The 12,959-nt window shown below is 62.1% G+C and carries 13 protein-coding genes and 1 tRNA gene; 6 read left to right on the top strand and 8 right to left on the bottom strand.

Annotated features, from left to right (window positions below):
* The 4 genes from EOB59_RS36780 to EOB59_RS27730 all read right to left on the bottom strand — a co-directional run.
* A partial coding sequence (locus tag EOB59_RS36780; RefSeq protein ID WP_348639542.1) for an aldehyde dehydrogenase family protein occupies window positions 1-498 on the bottom strand: 498 nt, incomplete at its 3' end.
* A gap of 33 nt (window positions 499-531) precedes the next feature.
* Window positions 532-1,308 carry an enoyl-CoA hydratase/isomerase family protein gene (locus tag EOB59_RS27740; RefSeq protein ID WP_128289698.1) on the bottom strand — a complete coding sequence of 259 codons (777 nt, stop codon included), beginning with the start codon at window positions 1,306-1,308 and terminating at the stop codon, window positions 532-534.
* Window positions 1,301-2,902 carry an acyl CoA:acetate/3-ketoacid CoA transferase gene (locus EOB59_RS27735; RefSeq protein WP_128289697.1) on the bottom strand — a complete coding sequence of 534 codons (1,602 nt, stop codon included), beginning with the start codon at window positions 2,900-2,902 and terminating at the stop codon, window positions 1,301-1,303. Before EOB59_RS27735 ends, EOB59_RS27740 begins: the two co-directional genes overlap by 8 nt.
* Window positions 2,899-3,957, bottom strand: a complete 1,059-nt coding sequence (locus EOB59_RS27730; RefSeq protein ID WP_027037607.1) for a LacI family DNA-binding transcriptional regulator — start codon at window positions 3,955-3,957, stop codon at window positions 2,899-2,901. Before EOB59_RS27730 ends, EOB59_RS27735 begins: the two co-directional genes overlap by 4 nt.
* A gap of 239 nt (window positions 3,958-4,196) precedes the next feature.
* On the opposite strand from EOB59_RS27730, the gene EOB59_RS27725 reads away from it, so the two are divergent.
* Window positions 4,197-5,351 carry a dihydrodipicolinate synthase family protein gene (locus tag EOB59_RS27725; protein WP_128289696.1) on the top strand — a complete coding sequence of 385 codons (1,155 nt, stop codon included), beginning with the start codon at window positions 4,197-4,199 and terminating at the stop codon, window positions 5,349-5,351.
* A gap of 157 nt (window positions 5,352-5,508) precedes the next feature.
* On the opposite strand, the gene EOB59_RS27720 is transcribed toward EOB59_RS27725, so the two are convergent.
* The gene (locus tag EOB59_RS27720; protein WP_128289695.1) at window positions 5,509-7,776 is read right to left on the bottom strand and encodes an alginate lyase family protein; all 2,268 of its coding nucleotides are present in this window, start codon (window positions 7,774-7,776) and stop codon (window positions 5,509-5,511) included.
* Window positions 7,777-8,183: 407 nt separating this feature from the next.
* On the opposite strand from EOB59_RS27720, the gene EOB59_RS27715 reads away from it, so the two are divergent.
* From EOB59_RS27715 to EOB59_RS27705, 3 genes are all read left to right on the top strand, one after another.
* Window positions 8,184-8,390, top strand: a complete 207-nt coding sequence (locus EOB59_RS27715) for a hypothetical protein (protein WP_127267240.1) — start codon at window positions 8,184-8,186, stop codon at window positions 8,388-8,390.
* Window positions 8,391-8,743: 353 nt separating this feature from the next.
* Complete coding sequence (locus EOB59_RS27710) at window positions 8,744-9,103, top strand: lysozyme inhibitor LprI family protein (RefSeq protein WP_127272393.1); 360 nt, start codon at window positions 8,744-8,746, stop codon at window positions 9,101-9,103.
* A gap of 14 nt (window positions 9,104-9,117) precedes the next feature.
* Window positions 9,118-9,513: a hypothetical protein gene (locus EOB59_RS27705; RefSeq protein WP_128289694.1), complete on the top strand. Its 396-nt coding sequence runs from the start codon at window positions 9,118-9,120 to the stop codon at window positions 9,511-9,513.
* Between the two features lie 194 nt (window positions 9,514-9,707).
* Here the strand turns inward: EOB59_RS27705 and EOB59_RS27700 are convergent.
* Window positions 9,708-9,782 (bottom strand) — tRNA-Val (locus tag EOB59_RS27700).
* Between the two features lie 116 nt (window positions 9,783-9,898).
* The gene (locus tag EOB59_RS27695) at window positions 9,899-10,261 is read right to left on the bottom strand and encodes a response regulator (RefSeq protein WP_006199474.1); all 363 of its coding nucleotides are present in this window, start codon (window positions 10,259-10,261) and stop codon (window positions 9,899-9,901) included.
* A gap of 163 nt (window positions 10,262-10,424) precedes the next feature.
* Here EOB59_RS27695 and EOB59_RS27690 point away from each other — a divergent pair, with 163 nt between their 5' ends.
* Entirely contained in the window at window positions 10,425-11,366 is a 942-nt protein-coding gene (locus EOB59_RS27690; RefSeq protein WP_128289693.1) for an N-formylglutamate amidohydrolase, read from the top strand.
* Window positions 11,367-11,690: 324 nt separating this feature from the next.
* Window positions 11,691-12,464, top strand: a complete 774-nt coding sequence (gene hisN, locus EOB59_RS27685) for a histidinol-phosphatase (protein WP_127290528.1) — start codon at window positions 11,691-11,693, stop codon at window positions 12,462-12,464.
* A gap of 98 nt (window positions 12,465-12,562) precedes the next feature.
* Here the strand turns inward: hisN and EOB59_RS36775 are convergent.
* Window positions 12,563-12,959: alpha/beta hydrolase (locus tag EOB59_RS36775; protein WP_245486786.1), on the bottom strand; the 397-nt coding region annotated here is incomplete at its 5' end.

Raw genomic sequence — 12,959 nt, 5'->3', positions numbered from 1 at the left:
GACGATCAGGAACGGGAAATTCCACGGCGTGATGATCGAGACGACGCCGATCGGCTCGCGCAGGACGACGCCCAGCATGGCATCGCCGAGATTGGCGTAGGATTCACCATGCAACGTGCGGGCAAGCGAGGCGGCATAGCGCCAGATGTCAACGGCGCCGCCGATCTCGCCGCGCGCCTGGGCGATCGGCTTGCCGGATTCCAGTGCATCGAGCCGGGCGATGTCTTCCAGCCGGCCCTCGATCAGGTCAGCCGCCTTGAGCAGGATCGCGGCCCGCTCAGCTGCCTTCATGCGCGGCCATGGACCGGTCTCGAACGCCTTGTGGGCGGCCTGCACAGCGGCTTCCACTTCGGCCTCGCCGGCCTGTGCGTAGTGCGAGACGGTGAAGTCGTGGCCGGGGCTATTTCGAGCAATCATGCGGCCGTCGCGGGCATCGACATGCTTGCCGTCGATCAGCAGCCTGTACGCTTTCGGCGCCGCGGACGCCTCGGCCGGCATGGCGATCTTGAGGGGTGCGTTCATCTGTTTCCTCTAGGATCTCGAAAAGGCCGGCTTCTGCTTGGCCTTGAAGGCGTCGACGCCGGCCTTGAGATCTCCGGTCAGGGCTATGAAGCCGCTGGCCAGCGCTTCGGCGGCGGCGGCACTTTCCTCGCCTTCGGCGATCGCGATCATCAGCTTGGCGGATTCGGTCGCCAGCGGGCCGCGCTCGGCGATCTTTTCCGCCCAAGCCCTTGCTTCGTCGTATGCCTTGCCAGTCGCGACCACCCGGTCGACGATGCCCAGAGCGAGTGCCTCGGGGGCGAGAAAGATCTCGCCGCCGAGCGCCATGCGACGCACCGTCTGCGCGCCGAAGCGGCGCACGGCGCGTTGCGTGCCTGACCAGCCGGGTACGACACCGATCGAGGTTTCGGGGAAGCCCAGTTTCACCTGTGTTTCCGCCACGCGAAAATCACAAGCCACAGCCAGCTCCAGCCCGCCGCCCAGTGCATGGCCCGACAAAACGGCGATGGTCGGCTGCCTGAGCCGCGCCAGCCGGTCGAAGACGCGGTGGCCGTAGCGTACCCATTGCACCTGGAAATCGGCGGCACTCATCCGCGCCCACGCTTCAACATCGCCACCGGCGCAAAATCCCTTGCCCTCGCCGCGCAGCAGCACGACGCGGACGCCCTCGGCCATCTCGGCCGCGTCGAGCGCCGTCTCCAGCGCGCGCAGCATCGGAATGTCCAGCGCGTTGAATTTCTCCGGCCGGCGCAGCGTGACGACGCCGATGGCGCCGTCGGTTTCAAAGGTGACGAGGTGCTCAGCCATGCGCGCCTCCAAGCGAGGCGCCGCCATTCAGCGACAGGCCTATCGGTTGCTCCTGATAGAGGGCTGCCGGTGTCGTCTTGAGGTCCTTGGCAATGCCCAACGGAATTTCCGACTGCGCCAGCACATCGCGCTGCAGATCGATGCCGGGTGCGAGTTCTGTGACGACCAGGCCCTCCGGCGTCAGCTTCATCACGCAGCGCTCGGTGACATAGGTGATGTCCTGTCCCTGCGCGACCGCGCGTTTGCCTGAAAACGAGATGTGCTCGACTTCGTTGACCACCTTCTTGACCTTGCCCTCCGCCTCGATGCGGATGCCGCCATCGGCCAGAGACAGCTTGGCGCCGGCATTGAAGAAGCCGGAGAAGACGATCTTCTTCGCCCGTGCGGTGATGTCGACAAAGCCGCCGGCGCCAGCCGTGACATGCGGGCGCGCCGAAAGCTTCGAGACATTGACCGAGCCATGGCGATCGATCTGCAGGAAGGACAGCAGCGAGGCGTCGAAGCCGCCGGCCTGGAAATAGATGAACTGGTGCGGCGAGGGCATGAAGGCGTCGGCGTTCGACGAACAGCCGAATTTGAAGTCGAGCAGCGGCACGCCGCCGACCGCGCCCTGTTCGATCACCCAGGTAATCTTGCCGTGCTGTCCTTCCTCGAGAAGGATGCGCGGCACATTGGCGGAAATGCCGAAGCCGATGTTGACGGCCATGCCGTCGCGCAACTCCATGGCGACGCGGCGCGCGATCACTTTCTGGACGTTCATCTCCGGCGTGCGGAAGCTCGACAGCGGCCGGAAGATTTCTCCGGAGATCGCCGGGTCATAGGGTGTCAGCGTCGTCTGCAACTGGTCGGGCGCGACGACGATATGGTCGACCACGACGCCCGGCACGCGCACATCATGCGGTTTCAGCGTGCCGTTCTCGACGACGCGCTTGACCTGCGCGATAACGATGCCGCCATTGTTGCGGGCGGCGAGTGCCTGTTCGAGGCCGCCGAGATAGGCACCCTCATGCTCATAGGTGAGGTTGCCGCGCTCGTCGGCCGACGTGGCGCGGATGATCGAGACCTGCGGCACGATGGAGCGGAAATAGAGCCATTCCTCGCCGTCGAACTGCTGCACCGAAACGATCGGCTCGCTGGCGGCGGCGTTCATGGCGCAGCCCTGGTGGCGCGGGTCGGCGAAGGTGTCGAGGCCGACCTTGGTCAGCACGCCCGGCCGCTTGGCGGCCGCTTCGCGGTGCATGTCGAACAGGATGCCGGACGGCACGTTGTAGGCGGCGACCGAATTGTCGCCGATCATCTTCCAGATCTGCGGCGGTTCGGAAGAGGAGGGGCCGGACGGGTAGGAGCCGCACAAAGTACGCTTCAGCAGGCCGGGCTTGGCCAGATGGTCGATGCCTTTGATGCCGTACATGTCCCCGGCTGCGATCGGGTGCAGCGTCGTGATGTTCTTCGGATGGCCTTCCCCGTCGAAGCGTTCGCCGATCGCGGCAAGCACGGCGTCGGGGCAGCCGAGGCCGCTCGACGACGACACGGATACGACCATGCCGTCCTTGATCAGGCCCGCTGCCTGCGCTGCCGAAACGACCTTGCTCAATTCGTGCTCCCCGAACCGGCCGTCCTGTTTCGGGTGCGGCGATCCGGGCCACAGCTTTCCCTGACGACCAGATTGACCGCGCCGATATGGTCTTCGGCGCGTGTGGTGCGCGACTGGATCATTTTCAGCATGACATGGGCGGCGCGTTCGCCGAGGCCGGCCGAATCCACCGCGACGCTGGTCAGAGCCGGCATGTAATGTTCGGCCTCGGCCACATCGTCGAAACCGACGATGGCGAAATCAGTTCCCGGCTCAAGCCCGCGCTTGCGCAGCGCCAGCATGGCGCCAAAGGCGACAGCGTCGTTGAAGCAGAGCGCCGCGGTCGGCGGTTCAGCCATAGCGAGAGCGGTTTCGAGGCACGCAATACCGCCTCTGCGGCTGGTCTCTCCCTCGACGACCAGTGCGTCGCGGTCGGAGATGCCCTGCGTCTCGCAGGCTTCGCGAAATCCGCCAAGCCGATCGTGATAGACCACCAGGTCGGACGAACCGCCGAAGAAGACCAGCCTGCGATGTCCCTTGCCGATCAGATGGGCGGTGGCGAGATAGGCGCCGCGATGATTGTCGGGCGCGATAACCGGAATACGGCTCTCGGGAAGCCGGCGCATGGCGAAGACCACCGGCAGACCTGCCGTCTCGATCCGCCTGAAGGCGCCCGGCGTCGTGCCGCGAGCCGGCGACACGATGAGGCCGGCGACGCCTTGCTCCATCAACGACTTCAGCACTTCTTCCTGGCGTACCGGATTTTCCGCCGTGTTGGCGATGAACGGCACGATGCCCGCCGACTGGAAGACCCGCTCCATGCCAACCGCCAGCTCTGCGAAGAAAGGATTGGTGAGATCGTTGATGACCATGCCGATGACATTGGAGTGCGCCTTGCGCAGATTGGCGGCGCCGCGGTTGTAGACGTAACCGACATCCTCGATCGCCTTGCGCACCTTGCTCGCTGTTTCGGGCCGGATCAGCCCGCTGCCCTGGAGCACGAGCGATACCGTCGATTTGGACACGCCTGCTTCGCGGGCGATGTCGAATATTGTCGCCTTGGCCCGGTTGGCCATCCAGATGCATCCTCCCCGAGTGCAGGCCCAAAGTTATTGGAACGTTCTAATCTCTGCTCCGCTCGTAAGTCAATCGGGATTTTTCCCGCGCCTCGAACGCCGATTGTGCGTACTCAAATGGCTTGCCCCACAAGGATTTGTGTTGCAATGCAGCATTCTTCCTGCCGTGGAGCCGGAATCTTAAAGGTTCTTGATTTATTGGAACGTTCCATTTAGTAGCGTTGAGAAGGGAGAGATCGATGGACATTTCCATGCCTGGTGAGGGTGGCGGCAGCACCCGGTACACGCTGGTTGGCGAGCCCGTGCAGCCTGACATCGGCGCGCGATTTTCGCGTATCGCCTATGCCGCCGCGCACGTCGTTGCCGATCCGCTCGCCATGACCGATCCATGGTCCCGGCCGGTGGTCGACTGGGACAGGACGATGTCGTTCCGTCACCATCTGTGGCGGCTGGGATTCCGCATCGCCGAAGCGATGGACACGTCGCAGCGCGGCATGGGTTTCGACTGGGCAAACGCGCAGGAATTGATTCGCCGTTCGATCGCCGAGGCGCGTACCGTCGATGGCGCCGATCTCGCCTCGGGTGCCGGGACCGACCATCTGGCGCCCGCCGCCGCCAGGACACTGGACGATGTGGTCACCGCCTATGAGCGGCAATTCGCTTTCATCGAAGGCTTGGGCGGCAAGGCGATCATGATGGCCAGCCGGGCACTGGCGGCAGTTGCCAAGGGGCCGGACGACTATGTCAGCGTCTACGACCGCATCCTGTCCCAGGCATCCGGCAAGGTCATCCTGCACTGGCTGGGCGACATGTTCGATCCGGCGCTCAGGGGCTATTGGGGCAGCGAGAATTTCGAGTCTGCTCTCGATACAGTTGTTGCCATCATCGAACGCCATATTGGCAAGGTGGAGGGGATAAAAATCTCACTGCTCGATGCCGGCAAGGAGGTCGCGCTGAGGAACCGTCTGCCGGACGGCGTCGTCATGTTCACCGGCGACGATTTCAATTATCCCGAACTGATCGCCGGCGACGAGAAAAGACACTCGCACGCACTGCTCGGTATTTTCGACGCGATTGCGCCGGTCGCCAATGCAGCGCTGGCGAAACTGGGGGAGGGTGACCGCGCCGGCTATGACACATTGATGGCGCCGACCGTGCCGCTATCGCGAAAAATCTTCGAGGCGCCGACCGAGTACTACAAGGCCGGCATCGTCTTCATGGCCTGGCTGAATGGCCATCAGGACCATTTTGCGATGGTCGGCGGCATGCAGTCGGCGCGCGGCATCCGTCACTATGCCGACGTGTTCCGCCTTGCCGACCAGGCAGGATTGCTCGCTGATCCCGATCTGGCGGTGGCCAGAATGAAGAGCCTTTGCACCGTCGCGGGCGTTTGATTTCGGGAAAGTGGTTCTCATCATCGACGTGACAGGCCAGGAATGCCGGACGTCCCTAGAGCAATTCCAGGAAAAGTGTGAAACGGTTTTCCGTCCGGAATTGCGTAAAAACAAGGAGTTAGAGCGGGTCGCCGTTTCCGTGAAACGGTGAACTGCTCTAACGTCTTCGCCACAGCCAAAAAGGCGCGATTGCCTCGTCTGGATGAAAAATGGGCTTGGCCGCCCTTCCCAGATCGGCAGGTGGCATCCCTGCGGGATCATGATGCGTCAGGTCGAGAAGCAGCGGCCCAAGCCGATCCGGATCGACAGTTTCGGCCGACATGGTGTGTCGCTTGTTCTCGTGCGCAACAAGCCAGTGCAGCGCCTGGACCAGTCCCAGTCCCTCGGCTGTCTTGTGCTGCCAGAGATTGTCACCAACCGAAGACAGGACACGGGCCAGCGACGTCCAGCCTTGCAAGGTAAACATGGCGTAGTGCCTGGGGCGCGTGCGGGACAGTTCCCTGGGCAAGGAGCCGTCGGCTGCGATCTGGGTCGCCAATCTCTCCCGAGCATAGAGGCTGATCTTGGCCAGGGTGGCGCTGTCGCCAAGAAATGTGGCGATCGATGCCCGCTGCAAATCGTAGTACGTTCCTTGGTTGCTGCTGCTGCAGAAGGCCGTCGCGGCTGCCGGCGCGGTGTCCAGCCATTCACAGTAGGAACCGAGCCAGGCTCTGAACGCCTCGCGATCCTCGTCGCCCAGTACTCCTGTTCGCTCGATCAAGCGTACGGCATCCAGGAAGAAATAGAAATCCTTCAGCTCGATGATGCCGTAGCCGGCCCCTTCATTGTTGTCGTGGCCCGACCGCACCTGCGCATAGCGCAAATGCGGGTTCATTCTTGTCTTGGGATCGACAAACCATGCGCGAATGAGCCTCGCGGCGTGGACGGCGTAATGACGTCCATCAAGCACGGTTGCGGCGAGCGCAAGCACGGTTGTGTCGTCGAAGACGCGCTGTAAGCGTGTGCGATCGTAGGTTTCGCTTCCTGCTGCATACAATGCCGTGCCGGGCACGCGTTCGCCATCGCGCCTGATATAGGGCAGGCCATCGGGTCTGTCGGGGTCGGGCCACCAGTAAGGCGCCGGGTGAAAATAGTCCTGGGGATCCCCGCTGGGGGCTCGGCCAGTCTTGTCGAGCACGCTGAACGGACCGCGGGCGAGTGCCTGACCGGCCGCGGTTTCGAGATAGCGCACGATGGGTCCGTCCTTTACCGCGTGGGCGAGGGCGTCTTCGTCATAGAAAGCCAGGCGGGAGGTATCAAGCCGAGCGGCGACTGCCTTGGCGTCACATTGATCGACCATATCGACGATCGCCTGGTCGCGGCTGACCAGACGCGCGACGAAGCCGGCCTTGCCGATCTCCAGATGCGAACGTCCTGAATCCAGGCGCGCCACCCAGCCCGCTTTCTGGAGCAGCCCGGCATCCGCTGCCCGGACCGGGCGTGGAAAATCCCAGGCGTCGTCGCGGTAGCGATCCCAAGGGCCGGGAACTGCCAACCGCCACAGCATCTCGATTTTTGGCCGCCTTCCGTAGCCATAGTTTTCGTCGAACAGTTGCGTGGTATCGGCTCGAAATATGATCTGCGGCTCTTCCTCGGCCGGCGGCTGGAAGCTCTGGTCCAGCAGAAGCGCATTGTCGACAATACGCGCCATGGGCACCACAGCGTAGGGAAGGTGCGGGTTTCTCTCGATCGCGGACCGTATCCGCTGGAACGCAGAGCCTGTCAGGTAGCAGTTCCCGTCCCAGGGCATCAGCCATTTTGCCCTGCCGCGGGCAATCGCGAGCGCGGCGTTGCGAGCCCCATTGTTGTTCATCACATAGAGGTTCTTGCTGCGGCGGATGTGCGTTTCGTAACGCGCGGCCTTTCCGCTCGCCCGGCCCTTCTCTGAGAATCTGAGGTCGCCGGCAACAAGCTGGTCGACGTCCCAGGATATCTTCCGGTACGCATCGAGTTCGAAGGGGATTGTGTGAAAATTCTGGCGGCGGCTTTCGAGCAGGCCGATGATCCGGGCTTCCTCGTCGGTGTCGACTATCCGATTGACGATCCAGAATTTTTCGCAGGCGTCGAAGACCGGTTCGTTGTCCAGAATGAACAGCACGTTGTCGAATGACTGGCCCTTGCGGTGTCGCGGTTCCAGATCATTGCCGATGATCCGGACGAGCATGAAGCTGTCGGCAATCTGCGAGATCGGCGACGCCGTGTAAGTCTCGCGGGCGGCTTCGATCCGCTTGCCGAGTTCGCGTCGGTATTCAGCGTTCTGCTTTGCGGAAATGAGCGCGTTGCCCAATGTCGACCACGGCGACTGCAATTGCGTGCGCACACGGTTCAGTTCGCGATGTATCTTCGGCCAAGGCGACAGTTTTTCCCTTCTGGACTGTGAACTCATGACGGCACGCAAGGAGACCCGATCACCGCCTCGGGAATGCGCGCAGTTTCGCCAACCATTCCGGCTTCGACCCTGGACCATTTCTGAGTGTGAGGCGACCAAGCCCTGAATTGTCCAACGCGATCAATCATGGAAAACGTCTCTCGCCTGCAATGTTGCGAATGTCCTGTTACGGTTCTGCTGCATCGGTCACGGCAGGTTGCAGGCAACGCCGACAAGACAATGCGATAAATCAAATCCGAAAACCACATAGCATGGCAAATGCCCCGGCATCGGCGATGCGCCTTCACGCGAAGGCAAGCTCGCAAAAAGATTCCGCCGGTGATCGCAATTTTCTTGTGAACCAATTTCTCCCGAGGCGCGACCAAGCGATGTGTCCAAACATGGTCCATCAAGGAGAACGTCTGATGTTTACTGTTTCAAGAAACGTCCTTTTGGCCGCCATCGCCGTTTCGGTGCTGGCCGGCTGCAAGACAACCGCTCCCAGGGAGTGCGACAAGCTGAAGCCCGGCGTCACCTACAACGGCAAATGCTGCGGCATCGGCGAGCCTTGCCGTGAAGGCAAGGGCGGCGGCGACAGGCCGGGAAATACGCCTGATCCAGAGCCGCAATGATCTGATTGCCTGTCGCCCGTCCCGGTCAGCACCGGGACGGGCGCACAGCTTTCCGCGACGGCGTTTGCGTCCGGCGTCCGGTCTGTCAGGACCGGGTTGCGAAACTCGCCGGCGCCGCCCTCGACAATGGCGCAGCGGCAAATGTCAACGTCAGCTTGTGGCGGCCGCATTCGGCCGCCATTGCATCGAATGCATGAGTTATCCGCCACCCCCCCGCACCTCACGGCCCCAGCCTCGTCCGTCCTGCGTTGTTGAACCCGACAACCCTTTGCTTACTATACGGTTTTCGGTGCTTGTCGGCTGCCCCCCCCCCAGTGCTTACTTGTGGTTGTTTTCATTCCGGGGATACAATCATGCGTTTTCTACTTGCTGGCGTCGCCATGCTGTCGTTCGCCGCCACTGCGGCTCTGGCTGATCCAGCTTCGGACTTCAAAAGAGCCGATCAGGCGTTGAACCAAACCTTCAAGCAAATCCAGAAGCGGCTTACGGACGATTCCGACGGCAAGGCACGGTTGGTGAAAGCGCAGAGAGCGTGGATTGCGTTCCGCAACGCCGAATGCACGTTTCAATCCAGCGGTGACGATGGTGGCTCCGCGGCGCCGATGGTTGCCGCTGCTTGTCAAGCTGAACTGACCAAGGCTCGCACCAGGCAGTTGAGGGCCTACCTGAACTGCCAGGAGGGTGACCTCTCTTGCCCGGTGCCATCAGAATGATCTGGAGTGACAAAATGCCGAATTTCAAGATGAGATATGTGCTGATCGCGCTTGTGCCGTTGGCGGTTGCTGGTTGCGTCAGCGCTGAGGATCAGCGCGCAATGGATCAGCAACAGTGCGCTTCTTACGGCTATAGGCCAGGAACCAACAGGTTTGCCGACTGCATGATGCAACAGACTTCACAACGTTCAGAAGACGAGCAGCGCTCAATGGATCGCATAGCCGCGCAGGAACAGAGAGACAAGGATCGCAAGGAAGCGCGTCGAAAGAACGACAGCTACATCGACCCAAGGCCGAGTTACGACAAGGACGGCAATGCGAATTTCGACACTCAAGGCAATTACCAAGGGTGTCACGGCGCGGGATGTTTGGTCGACAATCCAGACAATGGCGATGACGATGACCAGTAGGCTGGCTTCGCAAGGGCTCTTCTTCCTGCCCCTATAGTCCGGACCTCAGCCCAAATCGACAAACCGTTCGCCAAGCTCAAGCACTGCATGCGGCGTTGCGCCAGGTGCAGGCTATAAGTCAACCTATGCGAACCGCTCTACCTCTGGGGAACCAGCCGGGAAATGCCGATGCAAGATCTGCTTGTCTGGTTGGATGGTGGGCGTGACAGGGATTGAACCTGTGACCCCTGCAATGTCAATGCAGTGCTCTCCCGCTGAGCTACACGCCCATCCGAAGCCGCGCATACACCATTTTTGATCCAGCGCGTCAATAGCAGGAAAAAGGAAAGAAGGCGTCGTCTCGCCGCAGTGGCGAAGAGGTGCGGCGCCTCGCCTAGAAAAGGGCTCAGGCCGCCTGCAGCATCTTCTCGACCTCGTTGACGAGGTCGCGCAGGTGAAAGGGCTTCGACAGCACCTTGGCGTCTTTCGGCGCCTTGGAATCCGGGTTCAGCGCAACGGCGGCGAAACCGGTGATGAACATGACTTTGAGATCAGGATCGATCTCTGTGGCGCGCCGCGCCAGTTCGATGCCGTCCATCTCCGGCATGACGATGTCGGTCAACAGCAGCGAGAACGGTTCCTCGCGCAGCCGCTCATAGGCGCTGGCGCCATTGTCGAAATCGCTGACCTGGTAACCGGCGCGCTCCAGCGCCTTGACGAGGAACCGACGCATATCGTCGTCGTCTTCCGCCAGAAGAATGCGTGCCATGATATCCCGTCCGAATCACCCGCCCGAGGTTGCCGTTGGGCAAGCCCGTTAACCATCCTGTATATGAGGAGGTGAGGGTAAACATCAAGTGAACGCTGACGGGGATGATCCATATTTACCGGGCGTGTGCTGCGGCCGAAATGCTGGACACGAGGCTTGCAAGGTGGCACTTTCACATCATGATGCACTGGTGTTTTCGGGTTCGTTCAAATTGAAGACGGCAGCCGAGGATTTTTCGGTCTTTCCACCCTTCGAAATCCGGTCGGGCGTCGAGCAGCGCGTCCCCTTCCTCTTCAACTCACCGCATAGCGGCCGCTACTATCCGGAGCGCTTCCTTGCCATGGCAAGGCTGGACCGCAACGCCATCCGCCGGTCCGAGGACTGCTACGTCGATGAGCTGTTCGGCGGCACCGTCGCGCTCGGCGCGCCGTTGCTGGCGGCGAATTTCCCGAGGGCCTATCTCGACGTCAACCGCGAGCCGTGGGAGCTTGATCCGCGCATGTTCGCCGAGCCGGTGCCGTCCTTCTGCAACATCCGCTCGGCGCGGGTGGCCGGCGGGCTGGGCACGGTGCCGAAGCTGGTCGGCGAGGGGCTCGACATCTATTCCGGCCGCTTGCCGCTGGCCGAAGCGGTCTCCCGCATCGAGGCCGTCTACAAGCCCTATCACGAGACGCTGAAGCGGCTGTTGACCAGAACCCATGCGCGGTTTGGCTTTGCCGTGCTGATCGACTGTCATTCGATGCCGGCGAGCATACGGGTCGGCGACAGCGGCCAGCGGCCCGACTTCATCATCGGCGACCGCTTCGGCATCTCGGCAACCGCCGCCCTGACCGAGACCGCGATCGGCCTGCTCAGCGCCATGGGCTATTCGGTTGCCCACAACAAGCCCTATGCCGGCGGCTTCATCACCGAGCACTATGGCCGCCCGGCGCGCCATCTGCACGCGCTGCAGATCGAGGTCAACCGGGGGCTCTATATGAACGAGCGGACATTCGAGAAGGCTGCCGGCTTCGATGCGCTGGCCGACGATCTGACGCGGTTCTCAGCCGACCTGATGTTGATGCCCGATCATCATTTCATCGACTTGCCACTGGCCGCGGAGTGAATAACCTGCCGCTGGCCGCGGACTGAATGGCGCCATAAAAAAAGACCGCATCGTTTGCACGATACGGTCGAAGTCTAGGGAGGAAACGCCCAAGGAGGGCATGGACAGGAAACCCTGTCCGAGATTGAGGGTATTGTGCGCTGCACAAATGTCAAGCGACCTTCAGCCTTTTTTAATTCACTCTGATGTGGAAATTGCGTTTCGATGGCGCCTGTGTGACATCCAGGCAACAGATGCCGTCGCGGAAAAATCCTCGACACCCTTGTTTGGCACGAAATTGGCGGCAAAGCCGGGCTCGGGCATGCTGCAATGCGGGAGAATCAGTTGGACATCAGCATCGATTTCATGCGTCGCATCGCGCAGGCGGCAGCGGCGGAGACCTTGCCGCGCTTTCGTGCCCAAGGTGCGGTCGCCAACAAGGAACAGGGCAGTTTTGATCCGGTCACCGAGGCCGATCGCGAGGCCGAGCGCGCCATCCGGGCTCTGATATCGGCTGAGTATCCCGATCATGGTATTCTAGGCGAGGAGCATGGCAGCGAGAACATTTCGAGCCGGCACGTCTGGGTGATTGACCCGATCGACGGCACGCGCGCATTCATTTCCGGCCTGCCGGTGTGGGGCACACTGGTCGGGCTGACGATCGATGGCGACGCCGTTGCCGGCATGATGGCGCAGCCCTTCACCGGCGAGCTTTTCTACGCCAACGGCTCGGGCTCCCATTATGAGGGGCCAGGCGGGCCGCGAAAACTGACGACCCGCAAGACGACGAAGTTGGACCAGGCGACGCTGTTCACCACCACGCCGGCCCTGTTCAAGGGCGAGGCGCGCAACCGTTACGATGCATTCGAAAGACAGATCCAGCTCGCCCGCTATGGCGCCGATTGCTATGCCTTCGCCATGATCGCCTCGGGAAGCGTCGACATCGTCGCCGATCCCGGATTGAAGCCCTACGACATCGTGGCGCTGATCCCGATCATCGAAAAGGCAGGCGGCGTCGTCACCACATTCGATGGCGGGCCGGCGGAACAGGGCGGCGATGTACTCGCCGCGGCGACGCCGGAACTTCATGCCGCCGCCATGGCCGCCCTGCGCGGCTAAACGAGCGTCCGCCGCCATTCAGGTGATGCCGACCGCTTGAAGCAGTCGTTTTACTGCCGGCGGCCCCCCTTGGGGAGCGGGCCAGCGACCGGCGCCCGTCAGGCTGTGGGGTCGTCGCTGCCGGGAATGAAGGCGTCGAAGGCGGCGAGCAATTGCTCGCGGTAGATGTCGGCTTCCTGCAGGATTTCGTGGCGGGAGCCATCGATCATCAGCAGCGAACCGAGCCGCAGACGCCTGGCGTAGGCTTCCACGGCCCTGGTCGAGACGACCTGGTCGGCGCCGGCGGCGATGATCAGCAGCGGGACCTGGATCCGAGCCATGAAATCGGGGTCGCTGACGGCTTCCGATGCTTTCGCGGCTGCCTGCAGCCAGCGGATCGTCGGCCCGCCAAGCGCCAGTTGCGGGTATTCTTCATAGATCCGCGTGTTGCGCCGATAGCGCTCCGGGTCCGATGTCAGCTTGTTGGTCTCGAAAGGGGCCGTAACCCTCGGCCGC

It is taken from the genome of Mesorhizobium sp. M7A.F.Ca.MR.176.00.0.0, from assembly GCF_004023165.1.
In the GTDB taxonomy this organism is placed as follows: domain Bacteria; phylum Pseudomonadota; class Alphaproteobacteria; order Rhizobiales; family Rhizobiaceae; genus Mesorhizobium.
The sequence above is the reverse complement of the archived record's forward strand: the minus strand, read 5'-3'. Positions and strand labels throughout refer to the sequence as shown.